Raw genomic sequence first — 23,857 nt, forward strand, 5'->3', positions numbered from 1 at the left:
AAAATGGGAAGAGGTATAAAAGACTATTTAGTCATAGGCTTAAAAGGAATGGCAATGGGTGCTGCAGATGTTGTGCCTGGTGTATCTGGAGGAACAATTGCATTTATTTCTGGAATTTATGAAGAGCTTTTAGGCTCTATTGCTAATGTGAATTTAGGCTTGTTAAAAACTTTAAAATCAGACGGTATTAAAGCTGCCTGGAAACAAGTAAACGGCTCTTTTTTATTGGCTCTTTTTATCGGAATTTTTATAAGTATAATTTCTTTAGCCAAAACAATAAAGTGGTTGTTAGAAAATGAGCCAGTTTTATTATGGTCTTTTTTCTTCGGATTAGTTTTAGCAAGTATTATTTACATTGGTAAACAAATCACAAAATGGAATTTTATAACCTATACAATTTTAATCATAGGTGCTTTTGTAGCATATTTTATTACAACGCTTAATCCTTTAGTTACAGAAAGTTCTTCTTTGTTATTTATGTTTTTGGCAGGTGCAATTGCAATTTGCGCAATGATTTTACCAGGTGTTTCTGGTGCGTTTATTTTAGTTTTATTAGGTGCTTATAAACCAATTTTATCTGCCGTAAATGATAGAGATATTAAAACAATAGCGGCAGTTGGTTTGGGTGCAATTGTAGGTTTGCTATCTTTTTCTAAGATTTTAAAATGGATGTTTGCAAATTATAAAAACTACACATTAGCGGTATTAACAGGTTTTATAATTGGTTCTTTAAACAAGATTTGGCCTTGGAAAGAAACAATAACTACACGTATAAATTCTCACGGAATAGAAGTGCCATTAAAACAAGTTAGTATTTCTCCGAATTCTTTTGATGGAGATCCGAAGTTATTAATGGCAGTTGTTTTAGCAGTAGTTGGTTTTGTACTTATTTTATTAATGGAAAAATTAGCGGTTAAAAAAGCATAATGCAAGTCGAAAGAACTTTCTTACAAAAGTTGTACCTTTTTTTAAAAGGTTTGGCAATGGGTGCTGCAAATAAAGTACCTGGTGTTTCTGGAGGAACAGTTTCTTTTGTGTTTGGGTTTTATGAAGAGTTAATTCAGTCTTTTAGAAAAGTAAACATTACAGCATTTAAATTGTTAATTAGCGGTAGGTTTTCGAGTTTTTATACATACGTCAATGGTCAGTTTTTATTACTGATAATGGGTGGAAGTATTTTTAGCTACTTTAGTATTTCATTGGTTTTAGATTATTTTTTAGAGCATTACGAGCTTTATGTTTGGAGCTGGTTTTTCGGAATGATAATTGGTTCTATTTATTATATAGGTAAAGACTTTGGAGAATGGAATCGTAAAAATATTATTTCTTTAATAATTGGTGCAAGTATAGGTTTAGGGATAAGTTTTTTAAAACCAGCAGGAGAAAATGACAATTTATGGTTTGTTTTTTTCTGTGGAATTGTTGGTGTTTCTGGTATGACTTTACCCGGACTTTCGGGCTCTTTCATCTTAATTTTAATGGGTAATTACGTTTTACTTTTAGTAGATGCGGTAAACGAATTATTCTTTGTAGTTACCAATTTACTAATAGGTAATTTTGATGTTTTATCTGATCCAGAAAAAATAAGATACTTAAAAATAATATCAGTTTTTACTGCAGGTTCTGCTTTTGGATTGGTTTCTATTAGTCATGTTTTAGGATATGTTTTAAAAAGATATAATGCAATAGTTACTGCTGTTATAATAGGTTTTATAACGGGGTCTTTGGGTATTGTTTGGCCTTTTAAAAATGCTGTTTATTTAGCTGTTGATAATAAGTATTTATTAGATAATAAAGGAAATAGAATCGTAGAAAACTACACTAGATTTATGCCAGATTTTTCTTCATCAGAAACATGGTTCGCTATATTTTATATTATTTTAGGTATTGCATTAATTTTAATAATCGATTTTTATGGAAAAACAAAAAAATAAAGTTTTTGGTCTTTTAGGTAAAGATATTTCTTACTCTTTTTCTAGAGGTTATTTTGCTGATAAATTTAAAAAATTAGGTTTGTCTACTTATAATTATAAAAATTTTGATCTTCAAGATATAAAAGAACTGCCAGCAGTTATTAAAAATGAAGAATTTGTAAGAGGTATAAATGTTACAATTCCGTATAAAGAAGAAGTAATTAAATATTTAGACAAGTTAGACAAAACAGCAGAAGAAATAGGGGCAGTTAATACAATTAAATTTACCAAAAGAGGAAATTTAAAAGGTTATAACACAGATGTTGTTGGTTTTGAAAAATCAATTAAGCCTTTTCTTAAAAAGCACCATACCAAATCTTTAATTTTAGGAACTGGTGGTGCATCAAAAGCAATTGCCTATGCTTTAAAGAAAAATGATATTAAATTTAAATTCGTTTCTAGAAATCCTTCAGGAAAAAAAGAAGTTTCATACAGTGATTTATCCGAAGAAATAATAAAAGATTTTACGGTAATAATTAATTGTACACCACTAGGTACTTCGCCAAATACTCATTTATGTCCAAATATTCCGTATCAATATTTAACTGAAAAGCACTTGTTATTCGATTTAATTTATAATCCAGAAATATCTAGTTTTTTAGCAAAAGGAAAAGAGAAAGGTGCGGCAATTAAAAATGGTTATGAAATGCTAGAATTGCAAGCAGAAGAATCTTGGCGCATCTGGAACGAAAACAAATAGTATATTTTAACAGAACATTTTGTATAACTAGTAAGTTGTACTTATATTTATAAACTATAATAATAGTGTATTATTAAACGAACTTAAACATTGTAGATATGTTAGATAACAATAATGATAACGAGGATAAAAAAGTAGAAGTAGTTAATGAGACTTCTAATCTAGAACAAAAAAATACAGAGGCTTCATCAGCAGAAGATGATGCGATTTTAAAAGCTGTAGAAGAAGTAGAGAATTCTGTAGCAGAAAAAGCAGAAGATTCAGAAGAATCTGTAGTTAAAGAAGAAAAAGATTATACGATTCTTTCTTTAGAAGAACTTGTTAAAGAGTTACAAGATACATTATCTAACAATGCTGTAAATAAAATTAAAAACGAAGTTGAAAATATTAAAACAGCTTTTAATGCAAAATTTGGAGCATTATTAGCAGATAAGAAGAAAGCTTTTTTAGATGAAGGTGGTGATTCTATCGATTTTCAATTTTCGAGTCCTGTAAAAGGAGAGTATAATAGCTTATTGTCTGAATATAAAAAGCAAAGAGACGCACATTATAATGCTTTAGAAAAGCAAATGAATGCTAATTTAGCTAAAAGAGAAGAGGTTATTGAGGGTTTAAAAAATCTTATCGAAAATGCCGACTCTAAAACTATGTATAACGAGTTTAGAGCTTTGCAAGACACTTGGCGTTCTATTGGACCAGTTTCTAAAAATAGATACAACGACACTTGGAAAACATACCATCATCATGTAGAGCGTTTTTATGATTTATTACATTTAAGTAATGATTTTAGAGATTTAGATTTTAAAAATAATTTAGAAGAAAAATTAAAAATAGTAGCTAAGGCAGAAGAATTAGCTAATTCTAATGATGTTAATACAGCTTTTAAAGAGTTGCAAGAGCTTCATAAAATATGGAAAGAAGACATTGGGCCTGTTGCAAAAGAAGTGAGAGAAGAGGTTTGGCAAAAATTTAGTGCTGCAACTAAAAAAATTCACGATAAACGTCATGAATACTTTCGTGATATGAAATCGAAATACCAAGAAATTATTAATCAGAAATTATTAGTAATAGAAAGGTTAGACGCATATGATACTTCTGGTAATAAAACCCATAAAGATTGGCAAAACAGTATTAATGATATAGAAAAGTTAAGACAAGAGTATTTTAATGCTGGTAAATTACCGTATGCTAAGAGCGAAGAAGTTTGGCAAAAGTTTAAAGCAGCTACAAAAAAATTTAATAGCTCTAAAAATCAATTCTATAAAGAAGAAAAGAAAGAACAACAAGATAATTTAAAGAAAAAATTAGCTTTAATCGAAGTTGCAGAATCTTTAAAAGATAGTGAAGATTGGGCAGTGGCAACAGATACTTTAAAGAAAATTCAGTCTGATTGGAAAAAAATAGGTCACGTACCTAGAAAGTTTTCTGATGATATTTGGAATAAGTTTAAAACAGCTTGTAATACATATTTTGATAGATTACATAAGCATAAAAATTCTGTGAGTGAAGAGCAACAAGAAGTTGTAAACGCTAAAAAAGAATTTTTAGAGTCTTTAAAAGAAGACAAAGAACATACTAAAGAAAGTGTTTTAGATGCTATACAAGCTTGGAAAGATTTAGGTGCTTTACCAAGAAATGTAAGACATTTAGAAGGTAAGTTTAACAAGCAAATAGATAAATTATTAGAGAGTTTATCTTTAGATAAAAAAGAAGTAGCTATGTTAAAATTTACAAATGTTGTAGATGGTTTTATGGCTAATAATGACTTTAGAAAATTAGATTCTGAACAATTGTTTGTTAGAAAAAAGATTGATGAAGTAGTAAGAGAAATGCAGCAACTAGAAAATAATTTAGGATTCTTTTCGAATGCGAAAGATGATAATCCTTTAGTAATAAATGTAAAAAATAGAATAGAAGAGTTTAAAGAAGACTTGGCTATCTGGAAAGAAAAATTAAATTACATTAAAAAGCTAGATTACTAGTATAATGTATTCTGTAAAATAAAAAAACTCGAAGCTTAGCTTCGAGTTTTTTTATGATATTAATTTGATGATTAAGAAAATAATTTATCCATTTTCTCTTTCTCTTCGTTTGCTAATGCAGCATCAACTAAGATACGTCCACTATGCTCATCAATTGTAATTTTCTTTCTGTTTGCAATTTCTAATTGCACTTGTGGTGGTATTGTAAAGTAAGAACCTCCAGAAGCACCTCTTTCGATAGCTACAACTGCTAAACCATTTTTTACTTTATTTCTAATTCTTGTGTAAGCAGAAAATAAGTGCGCGTCTAAAGATTTAGAAAACTCTTCAGATTTTTCACCTAAAAGTTTTTCTTCTTTCTCAGTTTCTTTTAAGATAGCATCTAATTCTGCTTTTTTATGGCTTAAGTGCTTTTCTTGTTTTGCTAACTTTTCTTTAGTAGCGTCGATTACTTCATTTTTCTGAGCAATTTTAGCTTTATATTCGTTAATTCTTTTTTCTGCTAATTGAATTTCTAAATCTTGAAACTCAATTTCTTTAGATAAAGAATCAAACTCTCTGTTATTTCTAACATTTTTTTGCTGCTCTTCATATTTAGACATCAATGCTTTAGAATCTTCTATAGCTTGTTTCTTGTTGTTGATTTCTGTTTCTAAATTAGAAGCATCTTCTGCTAAGTTAGAAATACGCTTATTCAATCCGGCAACTTCATCTTCTAAATCTTCAACTTCTAGAGGTAGTTCACCTCTTACGTTTCTAATTTCGTCAATTCTAGAGTCTATTAATTGTAAGTCATACAATGCTCTTAATTTTTGCTCTACTGAAATTTCTTTCTTCTTTGCCATGTTTATATGTAATAAATTGGATTTGTACTTTTTTCTGATAAAACGATTGCAAAATTACTAAATTTTTTCGTAAGATAGTCAACCAAAAGGTTTTTTGTAAACTGTTCGCTCTCATAATGACCAATATCTGCCAATAAAATGCTTTTTTCAGCTTTAAAAAACTCATGATATTTAAAATCTGCACTTACATAAGCATCTGCACCAGCTCTTTTCGCATTAGAAATAGCAAAACTACCCGATCCGCCTAGTACTGCAACTGTTTTTATTTTTTTATGAATCAATTCAGAATGTCTAACACATGCTGTTTTCATTTTATCCTTTAAATATACTAAAAATTCTTTTTCATCCATAGCGATTGGTAATTCGCCAATCATTCCCATTCCTATGTTTTGATGTGTATTTTCTAAAGTAATTATTTCATAAGCAACTTCTTCATACGGATGCTTATTTTTTAAAGTATTTAAAATAGCATATTCATTTTTACTTTCAAAAAGAATACTTATTTGAGTTTCGTTTTCAGAATGTCTTTTACCTTTTTCTCCAAGAACAGGATTTGAGTTTTCATTGCCCATAAAAGTTCCGATACCGTTTACGCTAAAAGAACATTCGCTATAATTACCAATATTTCCAGCGCCGGCATCAAAAAGATGGTTTTGTAATTCTTTTGCATCTTTAACAGGTACAAAAGTTGTTAGTTTTTTTATAATTCCTTTTTTCGGAATTAATATTTTCTGATTTTCTAATCCTAAAACTTCGCACATTTTTGCAGACACTCCGTTATTAGAATTATCAAGAGCTGTATGAGTTGCATAAATTGCGATATCATTTTTTATCGCTTTTAAAACAACTTTTTCTACGTAAGAATTCCCATTTATTTTTTTTAAGCCACCAAAAATTATAGGATGAAAACTAATAATTAAATTACAGTTCTTAGCAATTGCTTCGTCTACAGTGTCTTCTAAAGTATCTAAGGTAATTAAAACACCGCTTACTTCTGTATTGTAATTGCCAACAAGTAAGCCAACATTATCAAAATCTTCAGCATAATTTAAAGGAGCCAATTCTTCTAAATAATTTGTTACTTCTTTTATCTTCATTTGGTGTTTTTTTCTAAAATCAAAGTTAACATTTTTAATGTATTTTTACCACAATGAAAGTACTTAGATTTTTTCTATTTCCGTTTGCCATATTATACGATTTTGTAACAAAAATTCGAAATTTATTTTTTGATGTTGGCGTGTTTAAAGAAACAAGTTTTAAAACGCCAATAATTGTTGTTGGTAATTTAAGTGTTGGCGGTACAGGTAAAACTCCGCAGATAGAATATCTTATCAGATTACTGCAAAATCGATATAAAACAGCGGTTTTAAGTCGAGGTTACAAAAGATTAACAAAAGGTTTTGTGTTGGTAAGAGACAATCATAAAGCAATTGATGTTGGTGATGAACCTTTGCAATACTTCAAAAAGTTTAAAGCTATTACGGTTGCTGTTGATGCAAATAGAGTAGCAGGAGTTACAAAATTGATAAACGAACAAAATGCAGAAGTTATTCTTTTAGACGATGCTTTTCAGCACAGAAAAGTAAAAGGAAGTTTTAATATTTTGCTTACAAAGTTTAATGATTTGTTTGTAGATGATTTTTTGCTACCTACAGGAAATTTGCGTGAAAGCAAAACAGGTGGAAAGAGAGCAGATGTAATATTGGTTACAAAATGCCCAAACGATTTAGACCAACCTTCAGAAGCTAAAGTTTTAAAAAAACTTAAAAAGTTTGATAAAGAAGTTTTTTTTACTACAATTTCTTACGGAAATAAAGTTTTGGGTTCTAAAGAAATTTCTACCATAGATATTGCAAATTATGAAGTTTTACTGATAACCGGAATTGCAAACCCAAAACCTTTTTTAGAATTTTTATCAAACTTAAATGTCAATTTTAAGCATTTAGAGTTTTCAGATCATCATCATTTTAGTGAAAAAGAAATTAATGATATTAAAACTAATTTCGATAGTTTACCAAGTAATAAACTGCTTTTAACTACCGAAAAAGATTACGTGCGTTTGCATGATAAATTAAGTGATTTATGTTATTTACCTATTGAAATATTGTTTTTAAATGATTCTGAAAATAAGTTTGATGCCTTAATAAACAGTCATTTAAAAGAAAAAGTATAAATTTGGTATCATAATTGATATTTTAAATTAAAACCTTAGAATGAAAAAAATATTTTTATTACCGTTTGTAATATTATTTACAACGATATTATTTGCTCAAGAAGATATAGACGATTTACCTTTAGAAGATGTTGTAGAAAGTAAAATAGAGCAACCATTGCCAACTGCAAATTGGGAGTCTTCTTATAAAGAGGCTTTAAATAAATCTAAAAAAGAAAAAAAACCTGTTTTAATTTATTTCACAGGTTCAGATTGGTGTGGACCATGTAAGGTTTTAGATAAAAAATTATTTCATTCAGAAAAATTTAAAAATATAGCTGACAAAGAGCTGATATTATATGAAGCTGATAATCCTAGGAATAAAGATTTGGTGGAAGCAAAAAGATTAAAAGAAACATATGATTTAATTCGTAAATATCACGTTAAATCATATCCAACATTGGTTTTTGTAAATCACAGAGGTAGAATGATTGGTTATAAAAAAGGCTTAATTCTTACCGAATACTATTATCCTTTTATCAATTCTGTGATAGAGAACTACTAACATATCTTAACTAAATTCTTATGAATTTTGAGATTTTGAATTTATAATGATTTCTTTTTTAAAGAATTTAAAGAGTAAACCAAGAGCTCTTTTTATCATTGATGGTTTTGGCGCTTTAGTTTCTGCATTCTTTATAGGTTTTGTATTGGTAAAGTTTCAACCTTTTATAGGTTTATCTAAATCTACTTTATATTTTTTAGTTGTTTTTCCAACAATTTTAATAGTTTATAACGTTTACTGTTATTTTAAAAACCCTATTAAAGTTCTAGTTTTTTTGAAGATAATAGCGTTTTTAAACTTATTTTATTGCTTCTTATCAATTGCAATAATTCTTTATAATTACAATTCAATTACGAAGTTAGGTTTGTTCTATTTTGGACTAGAAATACTGGTGTTATTATTGTTAATCCGTTTAGAGTTTTCTGTTGTCCATAAAATAAGTAATTAAACAACGTATAAAAACAAAAAAACCGAAGCATATTGCTTCGGTTTTAATATAGTACTAATACTATTATTTATTTTTGATTTACAACTCTAAAAGTTGTTCTTCTATTTGCTCTGTGTTCTGCTTCTGTACAAGAAACTCCGTCAGCACATCTGTTAGTTAACTTAGATTCACCAAGACCGTTACCAGTTAATTGGCTAGGATTAACACCTTTAGAGATTAAGTAGTTTGTAACTGCTTGTGCTCTTCTTTCAGATAAGTTTTGGTTGTTAGCTTTAGTTCCTCTAGAATCTGTATGAGACTCAATTGCAACAGCTACACCGTCTTTTAAGATAGGTAATAATCTTGCATCGATAATTCTTTTAGCAGCACTAGTTAATGTAGCACTTCCTAAATTCCAGTTAATTGGTAATGGAGTGTTGTTTACTAATTCACATTCAACTTCTTTCCAAGTAGTTAAACCACCTTTGTTAACTAAAACTTCTTTAGTTACAGTCTTGTATTTTGCAGGAACAGTTACTTCTTCTTGGTAAGCGTCTTTTACTAAAACAATTTTCTTGATAGAACCATAAACAGCAGGTATATCTATAGTTTTAGTTGTAGGACCAGAAACCATTACTTTTTTAGTATACGTTTTTTCGTAACCTGGTACAACAGTTTTAATTGTAGAAGCATCTGATTTTAATACAGTTTGAGATACAGTAACAAACTTTGCAGGAATTGGCTTGTAACACCAGTATCTACAATCGTTAGGGTCACTAGATTCACAATCTGGTGCTTTTTCGCTCATTTCCCAAACAGCAGAAGCAGCTTTAGTTTCTATTACTTGAGAATCTGGACTAAAAGTAGCTTTAACAACTCTTAAGCTGTTTGCATCTTCTTTACCTGTATAAGTTACTGTTTTAGTTTCCCAAACACTTGGTACAACGACTAAACGTTGATCTGCTTCTTTAATTAAAACTCTTTCTGTAACAGTTTTGTAAGTTGCAGGATAAGTAACTATCTTTTTGTAAGCTGGTGCTACCTCAATTGTTACATCTTCGTTTTTCCAAACTTCTGGAGTTTTACAACGTACATAACATTTTCCTGGTTCTGGGTTTGTTGGTAAATCTTGACCGAAAGCTACAGCTCCAATCATTAAGAAAAAACCACTAAGTAATACTTTTTTCATTGTAATTGTTTTAATATTAATGTTCTTTAGTTAAGACTCGTTATTTCTATAAAAGTCACAATAAAGATACAAAATATTAACAATTGTTAAAGAAAAGTTAAAGAAAAGTTAATGTTTTTTTTAGGTTAAGGTGTTGTTGTGTAGGCTCTTAATTATCCCGTCTGATAGACCTATTTTTGGAACATAAATTTTTCTAGCGCCACTCCATTTCATGGCAGATAAGTAAATTTTGGTTGCAGGAATAATAACATCTGCTCTATCTGGATTTAAACTAAGTTCAGAAATTCTTTCATCATAACTCATGTTTTTTAAGAACTGATACTGAGCATTTAAGTAAATAAAAGAAATTGGTTTTCCTTCTGTTCTGCCAGACATTTTAAATAGTTTGTTGATGTTTCCTCCAGAACCTATTAAAGAAATTCTTTTTAAATCTTTTGTGTTTTTCTTAATCCATTTTTCAACGCTGGCAAACATTTCTTTGTTTACAGATTTTTTATTATTTAATAAACGAACTGTACCCATTTTAAAAGATTTAGAATTTATAATTTTTCCTTTAGAAAAAACTGTAAATTCTGTACTTCCACCACCAACATCTACATATAAATAAGAATTATCTCCTTCTATTAATTCATTTAAATCTGTAGAAGAAATAATTGCGGCTTCTTCTTTACCGCCAATAATGTCAATTTTTACTCCGGTTTTGTTGAATATTTCTTTCACTACAACCTCTCCGTTAGAAGCCTCTCTCATGGCAGAAGTAGCACAAGCTTTGTACTTTTCTACACCATGAATATTCATAAGTAATTTAAAAGCCTCCATAGCATTAATCATTCTGCTAATATTTGCATCACTAATAATGCCTTCATTAACAAATACATCTGCACCCAATCGAATTGGAACACGTACCAGAGATGATTTTTTAAACTGAGGTTCTTTGTCATCAGAAATTATTACGTTCGAAATTAATAATCTAATTGCGTTGGAACCAATATCTATAGCTGCGAATTTTTTTATTTCTAACAAAGTACTTTATTTAAGATTTTTAGGGAATTCTACTAAAATTGTTTTACCTCTTCTAATATTTTTCCAGTGTTTTTCTTCAAATTGAATACCTATAACACCGCATGTTGTTACATGTGCAATAGGTCTATTTCCAAATTCATTAACAAAAGTATTTATACCGTGATCGTGACTAAATATAATTGCAGAATTAAAACCGTCGTCTAGTGCGTTAACAGTTTTTACTAAATAACCATCGCTAAAACTGTAAAGTTGTCTTTTTATTTGAAGATTTGCATGCGGAAAACCAAAGTTTTCGCAAAAAATTACAGCAGTGTGTAATGCTCTGTTAGCACTACTTGTAATAAAAGCATCAGGTTTTTCAATTTTTTTCGTTAAAAATTTAGACATTAAATGAGCGTCTTTAATACCACGCTTTTTTAAGGGCCTATCAATATCTTCAATACCAGAGTATTCCCAAGAAGATTTTGCGTGTCTTACTATATAAAGTGTTTTCATTTAAATTTTAGTTGGTTATGGTAAATATAAAAATTTATGGAGCTAATCGTTCAATTTTCCAAGAAAAATCTTTTTCTAGACTATATCTTATTCTATCATGAAGTCTATTTGGTCTACCTTGCCAAAATTCTATAGAGATTGGTTTTACCAAATATCCGCCCCAATGTTTTGGTCTATTTATTTCTTTACCTTCAAATTTCTTCTCGAAAGATTTTAAATTATCTTCTAATGTTTTTCTAGAGTTAACAACACTACTTTGGTTAGATGCCCATGCACCAAGCTTACTGCCGTCTGGTCTTGATTCGAAATAACCATCAGATAAGTTTTCGATTTGTTTTTCTGCAACTCCTTTAATTATAATTTGTTGCTCTAATGCTGGCCAAAAAAAAGATAAACAAATGTTATTATTAACTTCTATTGCTTTCCCTTTTTCTGATGTGTAATTTGTATAAAAAACAAAACCTTCCCAAGTAAATTTCTTTAATAAGACAATTCTGTTTTTAGGAAAACCATCTTTACCAATCGTAGAAACATTCATGGCATTGGTTTCTTCTACAGTATTTGATTCATCTGCATTTTTAAACCAAGTTTGAAATAATTCCATTGGATTTTCTGGGCAATTATCTTCTAATAACTCTTCCTTTTCGTAGGATTTTCGGTAATTTGATAAGTCTTTAGACATTTAAAAAAGTTTAATTATGTAAAAATACTGAATAATTTAAGTACAATGTTAAATTAAGAGCTTAATTTATTTAAGTAATTAGCTAAAGAAACTCCATGGCTTACACAACCTTGAATTAAATAACCGCCTGTTGGTGCATCCCAATTTAGCATTTCGCCAATACAAAATTGATTTTTTAAGACGTTTAATTCTCCGTGTTTATTAATAGCGGTTAAACATATGCCACCAACAGAAGAAATGGCTTTGTCTAAAGAATTTGTAGCTACTATTTCTAAAGGGAATTTTTTAATTTTTTTTGAAAGAACATCAGAGTTTAAATAGTCTTCTTTACTTAGGTTGCTTTTTAATAAATCGATTACTGCGCTGTTTAATTTTAATTCTTTTTTTAAGATTTGAGTAGTGTTTTTAGAAAGAGTATTTTTAATTTTAAAGCTTACTTTTTCTAGATTAAAAATCGGTTTAAAATCAATATAAATTATTGCTTTATTGTTAGCGTTTAATTGGTTTCTAATTTGCGGACTTAAGCCATAGATTCCGTTTCCTTCTAAGCCAAATTTTGTAATTACTACTTCACCCTTTTGTTTTTTTGAATCACAATAAATTTCAATATTTTTAAGTGGTTTTCCTTCGGTTTTTTTTAAAAACTCTGATTTCCAATTAATTTTAAAAGCACAATTCGAAGCTTCAAAGGGTACTGTTTTAATTCCTTTGGATTTAAATGCATCAAGCCAATTTCCATCCGACCCTGTAACCTTCCAACTCGCGCCACCTAGAGCAAAAACGGTAAAATCAGATTTTATTTGTTTATCATTAATTATGATGTTGTTTTCATTATCCCAAGTCGAAAAACAATGACTGAACTTCAACTGAACTCCTTTGTTTTCTAAATATTTTAAAATAGTATTTAGAACTTCTATCGGTTTAATACCTTCTTTTGGATATACTCTTTTGCTACTTCCAATATAAGTTGGAATTCCTATTTTTAATAACCAATCTCTAAAGTTTTGATTTGTGAAATTTGTAATTGATTCTTTTAGAAAATTGGTTGGTGTATATTTTTCTGTAAATTTTTCTAAGGATTCTGAATGTGTTAAATTAAAACCGCCTTTACCAGCAACTAAAAACTTTCTGCCAGCTGTTTTATTTTTTTCGTAAATAGTAACATTGTATTTTTCAAGATCTAAAAAAGCAGCTAAAAATAAAGCTGATGGTCCGCTACCTATTATCGAAATTGACTTTTTCATGTTATTTTTTCTTAAAAAAGTACAATCCTAAGAAAGTTATAAATCCGTTTAAGATTAATAGAGAAAAATCAAAATCAAAATTAAAATATTCTAAGGATAAATAATTAACCAAATAGGTTAGAAAAGGAGAAGCTAAACAAATAAGTGGCACCATTTTATCTTTTACTTTAATGCTTGTAAAAAGACCAAAGGCATATAAACCTAATAATGGGCCATAAGTATAGTTTGCAAACGTAAATATTTTAGCAATAACACTTGCATCAGCAATAAAATATTTAAAGACTAAAATGGTTGCTATTAAAATTAAAGAAAAAAGGATGTGTATTTTTTTTCTGGTTTTTTCTTGTTTTGCTTTGTCTTTTTCTTTGTCAATTTCTAAAATATCAATGCTAAAAGAAGTTGTTAAAGATGTTAGAGCAGAATCTGCGCTAGAGTATGCCGCGGCAATTAAACCTAAAAGGAAAAAGATTGCAGTTGCTAAACCTAAAGAACCTTTGGTTGCAATTATAGGAAAAAGCTCGTCTTTGTGTGCGTCAATTCCGTTAGATTTTGCATAATCTGTAAGTAAAACACCCAATGCTAAAAAGAAAAAGTTAACGATAACAAGTACAATTGTAAACCAAAACATGTTTTTTTGAGCATCTTTTAGGTTTCTGCAGGTTAAGTTTTTTTGCATCATATCTTGGTCTAAACCTGTCATAACTATAGAGATAAAAGCACCTGCTAAAAATCGTTTCCAGAAATAATTACCTGCATTTACATCTTCAAAAAAGAACGTTTTAGAAAGTTCGTTGTCTGCTACATATGCAAAAAGATTACCAATTTCCATTTCATCAGAAATCGTATAAATACATACACCAACAGCTATTAACATAAATAAAGTTTGTAAAGTATCTGTCCATACAATTGTTTTTATACCTCCTTTAAAAGTGTATAACCATATTAAAAGTATGGTGATTGAAACTGTAACCCAAAACGGAACGCCATAACTATCGAATAATAATAATTGTAAAACATTAGCAACTAAAAAAAGTCTAAAAGCGGCGCCAATAGTTCTAGATAACAAGAAAAAAATAGCACCGGTTTTGTATGAGTTTTTACCAAATCTATCTTCTAAATAAGTGTAAATAGAGGTTAGGTTTAACTTGTAATACAATGGTAATAAAACCAAACCAATAACAGCATAACCAACAATATAGCCCAAAACCATTTGAAAATAACTCATGTTTTGACCTTCTACCCAACCCGGAACAGAAATAAATGTAACGCCAGAAAGTGATGCGCCTATCATACCAAAAGCTACCAAATACCAAGGCGACGAATTATTTGCTTTAAAAAAGGTTTTATTGTCTGCAGATTTACCTGTGATGTAAGAAATAAGAATTAAAACAGTAAAATATGCAACAATTAATAAGATGATATATTCGGGTTTCATTTTTGTTTTTATTTGATTACGAATATATGTTTTTTAGCAGTCTTTTTTCTTTTTTATTGATTCTTTTCTATTGAAAGAGTTAAATTTGCAGTTATGGATTTTTCTTCGAAATTACTAGAAAATGCGGTGAATGAAGTTTCTAGATTACCAGGAATTGGTAAAAGAACTGCATTGCGTTTAGTGTTACATTTATTAAAGCAACCATCAGAAAATACAAAATATTTATCTGAAGCTCTTTTGCATCTTAGAAATGATGTAAAAACTTGTGAAAAATGCCATAATATTTCTGATACTGTTTTGTGTGATATTTGCCAAAATCCGAAGAGAAACCCAGAGATTGTTTGTGTAGTAGAAGATATAAGAGATGTAATGGCTATTGAAAGTACAGCTCAGTTTAAAGGATTGTACCATGTTTTAGGCGGTAAAATATCTCCTATCGAAGGCATTGGTCCGCAGAATTTACAAATAGAATCTTTAATAAATAAAGTGAGTAGCGGAGAAATTAAAGAATTAATTTTTGCACTAAGTTCTACAATGGAAGGTGATACAACCAACTTTTATATTTTTAAACAAATAGAAAAGTTTGAAATTACAACAAGTACTATTGCACGTGGAATTTCTGTTGGTGACGAATTAGAATATGCAGATGAGGTTACATTAGGAAGATCTATTTTAAATAGAATTCCGTTCGAGCAAAGTATAAGAGGTTAAGTTAATCTTTGTCTAAAATCTCTTTTTCTGCTTTTTCCCAAGATTTTTTCTCTCTAATTTTTTTGTATAATTTAATACCAAGCATCATTAAAATTCCGAAAAGAATAATTCCTATAACTCCCCAAATCCAATTTATTGCACTTTTAACAGTTACTAAAAATACGACTGCAAATAAAATTATAGTTGATATTTCGTTAAATATTCGTAATCTGAAAGCAGAATATTTTACAATATCTTTTTGAAGTTTTTTAAATATTGAATGACAAAAACCATGGTAAAAATACAAAGCAAGAACAAATGCTAGTTTTACCAACATCCAAGGTTCGGATAAATAAGTAGGATTTTCTATAAGCATCCAAAAAGCAAAAGTACTTGCTAAAATTGCAGAAGGCCATGTGATTATATACCACAACCTTTTGGTCATTAATTTGTACTGAGTTTGCAAAATAGATTTTGCAGGTTCTAATTTATTTTCTGCTTCTGTTTGATAAATAAACAACCTCGGAATATAAAATAAACCTGCAAACCAAGTTACTACAAAAATGATATGTAGTGCTTTAACGTAAAGAAAATCCATATAAATTATTTGTTTTTCCAATCATTTATCCAAGAAACCATAACGTCTACCCAATCATCATTGTCATTCATACAGGGTATGTGTTTGTAATCTGTACCGCCAGCTTCTAAAAATTCTTCTTTACCTTCCATGGCAATTTCTTCTAAAGTTTCTAAACAATCAGCAACAAAAGCAGGTGTAATTACAGCAAGTTTCTTTTTACCAATTGTTGGAAATTTTTCTAATTCGAAATCTGTGTAAGGTTTTAACCACGGGTCTTTTAATAATCGAGATTGAAATGAATTGCTATGATTTGTTTCATCTAAACCTAATTCTTTAGCAATTGCTTTTGTAGTCTCAAAACATTGATGTCTATAACAAGTATGATGTGCTACAGAATTTCGCTCGCAGCAAGAACCATCTATTTTACAATGGCTATTTGTTGGGTCAGATTTTTTGATGTGACGTTCTGGAATTCCGTGGTAAGAAAATAAAACATGATCATAATCGAAACCTTTTAAATGATTTGCAATATTATTGCTCATTGCTTTTATATAATCTGGTTTGTTGTAAAACGGTGGTAAAGTATCTAATTTTACCTGCGGATATTTCTCTGCAATAATTTCTTCTGCTAAAACAACAACAGTTTCGTAAGAAGACATTGCGTAATGAGGATATAAAGGAACCAACATAATTTCTGTTACACCTTTATCAACCAAATTTTTAATCCCTTTTTCCATAGATATAGAGCCATAGCGCATTGCTAATTCTACAGGAATATCTACTTTTTTGGCAACTTTTTTAGTAAACCTTTTAGAAATTACAACTAACGGAGAACCTTCTTTCCACCAAATTTTTTTATAAGCGGCACCCGATTTTTTTGGTCTAATTTTTAAGATAATTCCTTTAATAAGAATCCAGCGTTTCCAAAAAGGAATATCAATTACACGCTCGTCCATTAAAAATTCTCCTAAATATTTTTTTACATCTTTTGTATCTGTAGAATCTGGTGACCCTAAATTGTTTAATAAAATACCTTTCATTTATATATGCTTCAAAAGTGGTTGTTTACTTATTTTTTTGATATTTGATTGGTAACTTCATATAAAGTTATCGCTAAACTATGTATTACATTCATGCTAGAGTTTCTGCCAAACATTGGTATTGCAACAGTTTTATCTACTAGATTTATATTTTCGATACCGTTTCTTTCGCTTCCCAAAAGTAATACGATTTTTTCGTGATTTTTAAAATTAAAATCTTGAATATCGATACTTTTATCAGTAATTTCTATACCAATAATTGTGTTACCAGCTGCTTTTAATTTAGAAATTAATGTTTCGAAATTTGTGTAAGCTTCGTGTTGTATTTGGTTAAGAGTATTTCTAGCAGTTTTTTTTACGATTCTATTTTCTGTAGTTGGTGAGTTTTCATGAAAATATATTTTCTCTACACCAAAACTTTCAGAAATACGAAAGCACATTCCAATATTTTCTGGAGTTCTAATAGCATCACATACAATTGTTATAGGAAATTGTTGTTGCTTGTTCTCAATGTCGTAATGTGTAAGTTGTTCCAAATTATAATTATTTATTTAAACTCATTACATATTTTTTTGGTGTTGTACCAAATTTCTTTTTAAAAGCGGCAATAAAATGACTTGCGGTACTGTAGCCAACTTGCGAGCCAACTTCATTTACATTATACTTATTAGATTCTAATAATTTTCTTGCGTGTTCCATTTTATAGTCGAATAAAAAACTATACACTGTATCGCCATAAATTTGTTTAAAGCCTTCTTTTAATTTCTTTAAATTCAAACCAATTTCAGTTGCTAATTCTTGCAAGCTTGGTGGTTCAGACATTCTAGAAATTATAATATCTTTTGCTTTTCTAATTTTAATAACATTTTGTTCGTCAACTAAAAACGGGCAATATTCTGCATCTGTATTTTCTTCCTTTTGAAAATGAAGACTTAGTAACTCGTAAATTTTTCCTTTTACGTATAATTGCCTAATAGAACTGTTTATGTTCGAGTTGATGATTTGTTGCAAAACAATAGAAACCGTTGGTTTGATTTCTGTATCGTCGTAAAATTTACGATTGCTGTTTTCGTCACTTAAAAAAGGAATGTAACCTGATTCTTTAGAGAATAAAGAGTGAAATTTTTCAATAGAAATTAATAAAGAAACCAGTGTCGTTTTTGGTTGAATTTCTAAATTAATAGGTAATGTTCTTTGCGGATTGTATAAGAGTATAGATCGATTGTCTAAAACATCAAAAGTGTAATCACCAGAATTAAATAAAAATTTAGAATTACCGCGTAAACAAAAGTGCATTTGTATAAATGTACTATCAATATCTCTTTCAAAATTGATTGCGTTTTTGCTTTCGTTCTGAAAATGAAGAACATAAAACCCTTTTTCTAGGTTTATTTCATCAAAAGAACTTTCTCCGACATTTTTAAACATAATTTTCTTAAATATTGAAACTCCTTTTATTTAGAATCATTCTATATAAAAAATGTTTAATTACTTGTTAACACTACAAAAATAAGGATTTTTGAATGTTTTTTAATAATAAAAGCATTAAAAAACACAGAACGTTATTAAAAGTTCTTTAAGCGATACTTTTTTTTGATTGCTCTTTTTATTTTTGCATCATCTTTTACAATTTATGAAGGAATTAGGACAAGTACATTTTTACAATATTGGTGTAAGTTATAAAAAGGCAGATGCAGAAATGCGTGGTAAATTTTCTGTATCTAAAGAAAATCAAGTCGCACTTTTAAATGCAGCTAAAGAAAGAGGTATAAAATCTATCTTTATAATTTCTACATGCAATAGAACAGAAATTTTTGGTTTTGCCAATAGACCTTGTCTTCTTATAGAATTGCTTTGTGATTTTTCTGAAGGTACTGTTAAAGAATTTAATGCTATTTGTAATATCAATAAAGATCAAGAAGCAATTAGCCACTTATTTAGAATTGGTACAGGTTTAGAAAGTCAGATTTTAGGAGATTATGAAATTGTTGGTCAATTAAGGCAATCTTTTAAATTGGCAAAACAATTAAAAACTACAGATGCTTATATAGAAAGACTTGTAAATTCTGTTTTGCAAGCAAGTAAGCGTGTTAAAAACGATACAAAGTTAAGTTCTGGTACAACATCAGTTTCTTATGCTGCAGTGCAATACATTATTAAGAATTTACCAGATTACAATTCTAAAAATATTTTAGTTTTCGGTTTAGGTAAAATGGGTAAACATACTTGTAAAAATTTAGCAGAATATACGCAGAATAAACAGGTTAGTTTAATCAATAGAACCGAAGAAAAAACAGATGCTTTTGTAAAAGAGCACGCTTCTATTCGTAAATCTGTTATCGAAAACTTAACAGAAGAGGTTGCAAATGCAGATGTAATTATTGTGTCTACAGGTGCAGATAAGCCAACAATTACAAAAGAACATATTGTAAACAAAAAAGAAACTTTAATCTTAGATTTATCGATGCCAGAAAATGTGGCAAAAGATGTTTTAGAGGTTAAAGGTGTTTCTTTAGTGAATGTAGATGAACTTTCTAAAATTACTGATGAAACTTTAGCTGTTCGTCAACAAGAAATTCCGTTTGCAAAAGAAATTATAGAAACTCACAAGGCAGAATTTAATAGTTGGTTAAACCATAGAAGGTTTACACCAGCAATTGCCGCGTTAAAAGAATCTTTAGAAGTTATTAAGAAAGATGAAATTAATTTTCAGAAAAAGAAAATTATAAATTTTGATGAAAATCAGGCAGAAATCTTAACTTCGAGATTTATACAAAAAATTACTACACAGTTTGTTAAGCATTTAAAAGATGAAGAAACTTCTGTTTCAGAAAGTATAGAAGTTATTCAAAAAGTGTTTCAATCATAATTAAAACTCCATGCAAAAAATAATAAGAATAGGTACTCGCGATAGCCAATTAGCGCTTTGGCAAGCAAATAAAGTACGCAAAGAATTAGAGGGATTAGGTTATGAAGCTGTTTTGGTTCCAATAAAATCTACAGGAGATATTGTTTTAGATAAGCCTTTGTACGAATTAGGAATTACGGGTATTTTTACTAAAAATTTAGATATTGCTATGTTAAATGGCGATATTGATATTGCAGTACATTCTTTAAAAGATGTGCCAACAGCATTGCCAGAAGGCATCGTGCAAGCAGCAGTTTTAAAGCGTGCAAACTATACAGATATTTTGGTTTTAAAAGATACTGAAGAGTTTTTTGGTCAACCAAACGGAGTAATTGCAACTGGAAGTTTACGTAGAAAAGCACAATGGTTAAATCGTTACCCTACACATTCTGTAGAAGATTTAAGAGGAAATGTAAATACGCGTTTAGAAAAACTTAGAACTAGCGAAACTTGGAACGGAGCTGTTTTTGCAGCTGCTGGTTTAGAGCGATTAGGTTTAAGAGATAAAAGTGCAATACCATTAACTTGGATGATTCCTGCACCAGCTCAAGGTGCAATTATGATTGCTGCTTTAGAAAACGATACATATGTAATAGATGCTTGCGAACAACTAAATCATCATGAAACTAAGGTTTGTGTTGGTATAGAGCGCGAGTTTTTAAGATTGCTAGAAGGTGGTTGTACAGCGCCAATAGGTGCTTTAGCGTATGTTGATGATAAAACGGGCGAAATTAATTTTAAAGGAATTTTATTAAAAAGAGACGGTTCTAAAAAAATTACAGTAACCAAAACTGCAAAAATTGGAAGTCATAAATTTTTAGCAAAAGATTGCGCCGATTATGTAATAAATAGAGGAGGTAAAGAATTAATGCAAGAAGATGAAGGAAACGATGATTCGATTGCGAAAGTTTATTCAACTAAAAAATTATCAGAATTACAAAAAGAAAATCTTTCTTCTGCAATAGGTATAGAAGATAGTGATTTCATAAAAATAAGATTTAATAGAATTTCACCAAAAGTAGTTAAGCATTCGCATGAAAACGTTGCAATTACTAGTCAAAATGGTGTTGAAGCTATTTTAAATTCTTTTACCAAAGAAGAATTAGATTTTAAAAATATCTACTGTGTTGGTAGAAGAACAAAGAAATTAATAGAAAAAAGAATAGGAAAAGTAACGCACGTTGCTAAAAATGCTTTAAAACTTGCAGAGTACATCTCTAAACAAACAGACGTAAAAGAAATTACTTATTTCTGTAGCGATGTAAGATTAGATGTTTTTCCTACCTATTTGCAAGCACATGAAATTGTAGTAAACGAAGTAGAAGCTTACAAGACAATGTTAAGTCCGGTTAAAATTTCTGATGAATTTTCTGGGGTTTTGTTTTATAGTCCTTCAGGAATAAACAGTTATTTAGAGGTAAATTCTAAAGATAAAACAGCATTTTGTATTGGAGAAACTACTGCAGTAGAAGCTAGAAAGCATTTCGAAAATGTACAAGTTGCTAATTTGCCAAGTGTAGATAGTGTTTTAGAATTGGTAAATAGTCATTATGCCGGAGAAGAAACTTCTTCAAATTAATTAATGACAAAGAGCATTCAATAATAATTATTTCGTCAGTTTTCTTCGAAATAACTAAAGTTAGTATACATGTTTAGAACTAGAAGATTAAGAAAAACAGAAGGTATTAGAAGATTAGTTAGAGAAACTAAACTCTCTGTAGACGATTTTATTTATCCACTTTTTATAGAAGAAGGAGAAAACATAGAAACAGAAATTGTTTCTATGCCCGGAATAAAGCGTTTTTCTTTAGATAGAATTTCAAAAGAATTAGATGAAGTAGTTTCTTTAAATATACCTGCGGTTCTTTTGTTTGGAATTCCATCAGAAAAAGATGATGAAGGTACAGAAACATGGAATGATGACGGAATTATGCAAAAAGCGATTCGTTTTATCAAGAAAAATTACCCAAGTTTATATGTAATTACAGATGTTTGTTTTTGTGAATATACTTCTCATGGTCACTGCGGAATTATACATGACAATGATGTAGATAATGATGCAACTTTAGTAAACCTTGCTAAACAAGTAATTTCACACGCAAAAGCTGGTGTAGATATGGTTGCGCCTTCTGGTATGATGGACGGAACAATAGATATGATTCGTCAGTCTTTAGATAATACTGGTTTCCCGAACTTGCCAATTATGGCATATTCGGTAAAATATGCATCCGCTTTTTATGGTCCTTTTAGAGATGCGGCAGATTCTGCACCTACATTTGGTGATAGAAGAACGTATCAAATGGATCCTTCTAACAGAGATGAAGGAATGCGTGAAGCTACTTTTGATGATCAAGAAGGAGCAGATATTTTAATGGTAAAACCCGCACTTTCTTATTTAGATATTATTAGAGATTTAAAAAACAATTTCGATAGACCAATTGCATGTTATAATGTAAGCGGAGAATATGCAATGGTTAAAGCTGCTGCAGAAAAAGGTTGGATTGACGGAGAAAAAGTGATGATGGAAAGTCTGTTGTCTATGAAAAGAGCAGGTGCAGATATAATTATTACTTATTTTGCTAAAGAAGCGGCAAGAATATTAAAGACTAACAACTAAAGACTAATAACTGGTAAAGTATGAGCTTTAAAAAATCACAAAAATTATATAAAAAGGGTTTAAAAAACCTTGTAGGCGCAGTAAATTCTCCTGTAAGAGCATTTTCTTCTGTTGGCGGAAATCCGTTATTTATTAAAAAAGCAAAAGGAACTAGAATTACAGATGTTGATGGAAATGAATATGTAGATTTAGTACTTTCTTACGGGCCAATGATATTAGGTCATAGACATAAAAAAGTGCAAAAAGGTGTTGATAAAGCTTTAAAGAATGGTTATTCTTTTGGTGCGTCAACAGAGGCAGAAATAAAATTAGCAAAAATTGTTTGTGATGCTTTTCCTGATATGGACAAAGTTCGTTTTGTAAACTCTGGTACAGAAGCTGTTTTAAGCGGAATTCGTTTAGCAAGAGCATTTACAGGAAAAGATAAAATAATTAAGTTTTCTGGTTGTTATCATGGGCATCAAGATGCATTATTAGTTGCTGCAGGTTCTGGTTTGGCAACGTTAAGTTTGCCAGGTTCTAAAGGTGTGCCAGAAGGTGCGGTAAAAAATACATTAATTGCAGAATATAATAATTTAGAAAGTGTAAAAAAACACTTTGAAGAGCACGATGATATTGCTGGTGTAATCATAGAGCCAATCGGTGGTAATATGGGAGTTGTAATTCCGCAAAATAATTTCTTAAAAGAATTAAAAGAATTTTTAGAAACCAAAGGAGCTCTGTTAATTGCTGATGAAGTAATGACAGGTTTTCGTTCTAAATTTGGTGGCGCACAAGAATTATTAGGTGTAACAGCAGATATTACATGTTTAGGTAAAGTAATTGGTGGAGGTTTTCCTGTTGGAGCTTATGGTGCAAGAAACGAAATCATGGAAAATGTTGCGCCGTTAGGAGGTATGTATCAAGCAGGTACGTTGTCTGGAAATCCGATAGCTATGGCTGGTGGAATAGCAACTTTAACAGAGTTGAAAAAACAAAATCCGTATAAAAAGTTCGAAGAAGTTGGTGCGATAATAGAAGTGATTTTATTGGAAACAGCTAAGAAATACAATGTAGATTTAACAGTAAATAGATTTGGTTCTATGTTAAATCCGTTCTTTACAAAAACGAAAGTTACAAATTTTGAAGAAGCTCAAACTTCTGATACAGAAAAGTTTGGTGTATTCTTTTGGGAAATGATAAAAAACGGTGTGTTTTTACCTCCAAGTCAATTTGAAGCTTGGTTTTTATCATCAGCATTAAAAGACAAGGATATAAAAATAATAGCAAATGCAACTGACAAGGCAATGTTGGCAGTTTCAAAAATGTAG

The 23,857-nt window shown here is 29.7% G+C and carries 23 protein-coding genes; 11 read left to right on the top strand and 12 right to left on the bottom strand.

All coding sequences use genetic code 11. The features are described from left to right. Positions 1–3: 3 nt before the first annotated feature. The 4 genes from BXQ17_RS00170 (at position 4) to BXQ17_RS00185 (ending at position 4,655) form a co-directional block, all read left to right on the top strand. Positions 4–927: a DUF368 domain-containing protein gene (locus tag BXQ17_RS00170; RefSeq protein WP_077808674.1), complete on the top strand. Its 924-nt coding sequence runs from the start codon at positions 4–6 to the stop codon at positions 925–927. Next, positions 927–1,934 carry a DUF368 domain-containing protein gene (locus BXQ17_RS00175; protein WP_077808675.1) on the top strand — a complete coding sequence of 336 codons (1,008 nt, stop codon included), beginning with the start codon at positions 927–929 and terminating at the stop codon, positions 1,932–1,934. Before BXQ17_RS00170 ends, BXQ17_RS00175 begins: the two co-directional genes overlap by 1 nt. Continuing rightward, positions 1,915–2,673 (top strand): shikimate dehydrogenase, encoded by a 759-nt coding sequence (locus BXQ17_RS00180; protein WP_077808676.1) that lies wholly within the window; start codon positions 1,915–1,917, stop codon positions 2,671–2,673. The genes BXQ17_RS00175 and BXQ17_RS00180 overlap by 20 nt, the downstream gene beginning before the upstream one ends. A gap of 98 nt (positions 2,674–2,771) precedes the next feature. Continuing rightward, positions 2,772–4,655, top strand: a complete 1,884-nt coding sequence (locus tag BXQ17_RS00185; protein WP_077808677.1) for a DUF349 domain-containing protein — start codon at positions 2,772–2,774, stop codon at positions 4,653–4,655. A gap of 71 nt (positions 4,656–4,726) precedes the next feature. Here BXQ17_RS00185 and BXQ17_RS00190 read toward each other — a convergent pair whose 3' ends face one another. After that, positions 4,727–5,500 (bottom strand): zinc ribbon domain-containing protein, encoded by a 774-nt coding sequence (locus tag BXQ17_RS00190; RefSeq protein WP_077808678.1) that lies wholly within the window; start codon positions 5,498–5,500, stop codon positions 4,727–4,729. Between the two features lie 2 nt (positions 5,501–5,502). Next, the gene (locus BXQ17_RS00195; RefSeq protein ID WP_077808679.1) at positions 5,503–6,597 is read right to left on the bottom strand and encodes a Nif3-like dinuclear metal center hexameric protein; all 1,095 of its coding nucleotides are present in this window, start codon (positions 6,595–6,597) and stop codon (positions 5,503–5,505) included. 53 nt (positions 6,598–6,650) lie between these two features. Here BXQ17_RS00195 and lpxK point away from each other — a divergent pair, with 53 nt between their 5' ends. Both lpxK and BXQ17_RS00205 read left to right on the top strand, forming a co-directional pair. Further along, positions 6,651–7,673, top strand: a complete 1,023-nt coding sequence (gene lpxK, locus BXQ17_RS00200) for a tetraacyldisaccharide 4'-kinase (protein ID WP_077808680.1) — start codon at positions 6,651–6,653, stop codon at positions 7,671–7,673. Between the two features lie 40 nt (positions 7,674–7,713). Beyond that, positions 7,714–8,217: a thioredoxin family protein gene (locus BXQ17_RS00205; RefSeq protein WP_077808681.1), complete on the top strand. Its 504-nt coding sequence runs from the start codon at positions 7,714–7,716 to the stop codon at positions 8,215–8,217. A gap of 515 nt (positions 8,218–8,732) precedes the next feature. Here BXQ17_RS00205 and BXQ17_RS00215 read toward each other — a convergent pair. The 6 genes from BXQ17_RS00215 to BXQ17_RS00240 all read right to left on the bottom strand — a co-directional run bounded on the left by BXQ17_RS00215 (position 8,733) and on the right by BXQ17_RS00240 (position 14,712). Continuing rightward, positions 8,733–9,833 carry an OmpA family protein gene (locus tag BXQ17_RS00215; protein ID WP_077808683.1) on the bottom strand — a complete coding sequence of 367 codons (1,101 nt, stop codon included), beginning with the start codon at positions 9,831–9,833 and terminating at the stop codon, positions 8,733–8,735. Between the two features lie 120 nt (positions 9,834–9,953). Further along, on the bottom strand, positions 9,954–10,856 hold the full coding sequence (locus BXQ17_RS00220; protein WP_077808684.1) for a Ppx/GppA phosphatase family protein: 903 nt from the start codon (positions 10,854–10,856) through the stop codon (positions 9,954–9,956). A gap of 6 nt (positions 10,857–10,862) precedes the next feature. Continuing rightward, positions 10,863–11,351, bottom strand: a complete 489-nt coding sequence (locus BXQ17_RS00225) for a histidine phosphatase family protein (RefSeq protein ID WP_077808685.1) — start codon at positions 11,349–11,351, stop codon at positions 10,863–10,865. Between the two features lie 34 nt (positions 11,352–11,385). Then, positions 11,386–12,033: a pyridoxamine 5'-phosphate oxidase gene (gene pdxH / locus BXQ17_RS00230; protein WP_077808686.1), complete on the bottom strand. Its 648-nt coding sequence runs from the start codon at positions 12,031–12,033 to the stop codon at positions 11,386–11,388. A gap of 53 nt (positions 12,034–12,086) precedes the next feature. Further along, on the bottom strand, positions 12,087–13,277 hold the full coding sequence (locus BXQ17_RS00235) for a TIGR03862 family flavoprotein (RefSeq protein ID WP_077808687.1): 1,191 nt from the start codon (positions 13,275–13,277) through the stop codon (positions 12,087–12,089). Position 13,278: 1 nt separating this feature from the next. Further along, positions 13,279–14,712 (bottom strand): sodium:solute symporter, encoded by a 1,434-nt coding sequence (locus BXQ17_RS00240; protein ID WP_077808688.1) that lies wholly within the window; start codon positions 14,710–14,712, stop codon positions 13,279–13,281. A 93-nt stretch (positions 14,713–14,805) separates the two neighbouring features. On the opposite strand from BXQ17_RS00240, the gene recR reads away from it, so the two are divergent. Then, a complete protein-coding gene (gene recR / locus BXQ17_RS00245) occupies positions 14,806–15,423 on the top strand; it encodes a recombination mediator RecR (protein WP_077808689.1) in 618 nt (205 codons plus the stop codon). A gap of 1 nt (position 15,424) precedes the next feature. On the opposite strand, the gene BXQ17_RS00250 is transcribed toward recR, so the two are convergent. From BXQ17_RS00250 to BXQ17_RS00265, 4 genes are read right to left on the bottom strand one after another with little or no spacing between them, the layout of a single operon-like run. Next, positions 15,425–16,000, bottom strand: a complete 576-nt coding sequence (locus BXQ17_RS00250) for a CopD family protein (RefSeq protein ID WP_077811317.1) — start codon at positions 15,998–16,000, stop codon at positions 15,425–15,427. A 5-nt stretch (positions 16,001–16,005) separates the two neighbouring features. Beyond that, positions 16,006–17,022, bottom strand: a complete 1,017-nt coding sequence (gene hemH / locus BXQ17_RS00255; protein WP_077808690.1) for a ferrochelatase — start codon at positions 17,020–17,022, stop codon at positions 16,006–16,008. 29 nt (positions 17,023–17,051) lie between these two features. After that, on the bottom strand, positions 17,052–17,558 hold the full coding sequence (locus BXQ17_RS00260) for a TrmH family RNA methyltransferase (RefSeq protein WP_077808691.1): 507 nt from the start codon (positions 17,556–17,558) through the stop codon (positions 17,052–17,054). A 7-nt stretch (positions 17,559–17,565) separates the two neighbouring features. After that, positions 17,566–18,450, bottom strand: coding sequence for an AraC family transcriptional regulator (locus tag BXQ17_RS00265; protein ID WP_077808692.1), 885 nt, complete (start codon positions 18,448–18,450; stop codon positions 17,566–17,568). 205 nt (positions 18,451–18,655) lie between these two features. On the opposite strand from BXQ17_RS00265, the gene hemA reads away from it, so the two are divergent. The 4 genes from hemA (at position 18,656) to hemL (ending at position 23,857) form a co-directional block, all read left to right on the top strand. Next, on the top strand, positions 18,656–19,891 hold the full coding sequence (hemA, locus tag BXQ17_RS00270; protein WP_077808693.1) for a glutamyl-tRNA reductase: 1,236 nt from the start codon (positions 18,656–18,658) through the stop codon (positions 19,889–19,891). Positions 19,892–19,901: 10 nt separating this feature from the next. Then, positions 19,902–21,509 carry a hydroxymethylbilane synthase gene (gene hemC, locus BXQ17_RS00275; protein WP_077808694.1) on the top strand — a complete coding sequence of 536 codons (1,608 nt, stop codon included), beginning with the start codon at positions 19,902–19,904 and terminating at the stop codon, positions 21,507–21,509. A gap of 69 nt (positions 21,510–21,578) precedes the next feature. Next, on the top strand, positions 21,579–22,547 hold the full coding sequence (gene hemB / locus BXQ17_RS00280; protein WP_077808695.1) for a porphobilinogen synthase: 969 nt from the start codon (positions 21,579–21,581) through the stop codon (positions 22,545–22,547). A gap of 20 nt (positions 22,548–22,567) precedes the next feature. Continuing rightward, entirely contained in the window at positions 22,568–23,857 is a 1,290-nt protein-coding gene (gene hemL, locus BXQ17_RS00285; protein WP_077808696.1) for a glutamate-1-semialdehyde 2,1-aminomutase, read from the top strand.

It is taken from the genome of Polaribacter sp. BM10 (genome assembly GCF_002005425.1).
Lineage (GTDB): Bacteria > Bacteroidota > Bacteroidia > Flavobacteriales > Flavobacteriaceae > Polaribacter > Polaribacter marinaquae.

Excerpts from the sequence above, each read along its gene's own strand:
- BXQ17_RS00225 (WP_077808685.1), bottom strand. The coding sequence starts at position 11,351 with ATGAAAACACTTTATATAGTAAGACACGCAAAATCTTCTTGGGAATAC.
- BXQ17_RS00190 (WP_077808678.1), bottom strand. The coding sequence starts at position 5,500 with ATGGCAAAGAAGAAAGAAATTTCAGTAGAGCAAAAATTAAGAGCATTG.
- BXQ17_RS00170 (WP_077808674.1), top strand. The coding sequence starts at position 4 with ATGGGAAGAGGTATAAAAGACTATTTAGTCATAGGCTTAAAAGGAATG.
- BXQ17_RS00175 (WP_077808675.1), top strand. The coding sequence starts at position 927 with ATGCAAGTCGAAAGAACTTTCTTACAAAAGTTGTACCTTTTTTTAAAA.
- BXQ17_RS00250 (WP_077811317.1), bottom strand. The coding sequence starts at position 16,000 with ATGGATTTTCTTTACGTTAAAGCACTACATATCATTTTTGTAGTAACT.
- hemL (WP_077808696.1), top strand. The coding sequence starts at position 22,568 with ATGAGCTTTAAAAAATCACAAAAATTATATAAAAAGGGTTTAAAAAAC.
- BXQ17_RS00235 (WP_077808687.1), bottom strand. The coding sequence starts at position 13,277 with ATGAAAAAGTCAATTTCGATAATAGGTAGCGGACCATCAGCTTTATTT.
- BXQ17_RS00185 (WP_077808677.1), top strand. The coding sequence starts at position 2,772 with ATGTTAGATAACAATAATGATAACGAGGATAAAAAAGTAGAAGTAGTT.
- BXQ17_RS00265 (WP_077808692.1), bottom strand. The coding sequence starts at position 18,450 with ATGTTTAAAAATGTCGGAGAAAGTTCTTTTGATGAAATAAACCTAGAA.
- hemA (WP_077808693.1), top strand. The coding sequence starts at position 18,656 with ATGAAGGAATTAGGACAAGTACATTTTTACAATATTGGTGTAAGTTAT.
- BXQ17_RS00215 (WP_077808683.1), bottom strand. The coding sequence starts at position 9,833 with ATGAAAAAAGTATTACTTAGTGGTTTTTTCTTAATGATTGGAGCTGTA.
- lpxK (WP_077808680.1), top strand. The coding sequence starts at position 6,651 with ATGAAAGTACTTAGATTTTTTCTATTTCCGTTTGCCATATTATACGAT.
- pdxH (WP_077808686.1), bottom strand. The coding sequence starts at position 12,033 with ATGTCTAAAGACTTATCAAATTACCGAAAATCCTACGAAAAGGAAGAG.
- BXQ17_RS00205 (WP_077808681.1), top strand. The coding sequence starts at position 7,714 with ATGAAAAAAATATTTTTATTACCGTTTGTAATATTATTTACAACGATA.
- BXQ17_RS00195 (WP_077808679.1), bottom strand. The coding sequence starts at position 6,597 with ATGAAGATAAAAGAAGTAACAAATTATTTAGAAGAATTGGCTCCTTTA.
- recR (WP_077808689.1), top strand. The coding sequence starts at position 14,806 with ATGGATTTTTCTTCGAAATTACTAGAAAATGCGGTGAATGAAGTTTCT.
- BXQ17_RS00240 (WP_077808688.1), bottom strand. The coding sequence starts at position 14,712 with ATGAAACCCGAATATATCATCTTATTAATTGTTGCATATTTTACTGTT.
- BXQ17_RS00180 (WP_077808676.1), top strand. The coding sequence starts at position 1,915 with ATGGAAAAACAAAAAAATAAAGTTTTTGGTCTTTTAGGTAAAGATATT.
- hemB (WP_077808695.1), top strand. The coding sequence starts at position 21,579 with ATGTTTAGAACTAGAAGATTAAGAAAAACAGAAGGTATTAGAAGATTA.
- hemC (WP_077808694.1), top strand. The coding sequence starts at position 19,902 with ATGCAAAAAATAATAAGAATAGGTACTCGCGATAGCCAATTAGCGCTT.
- hemH (WP_077808690.1), bottom strand. The coding sequence starts at position 17,022 with ATGAAAGGTATTTTATTAAACAATTTAGGGTCACCAGATTCTACAGAT.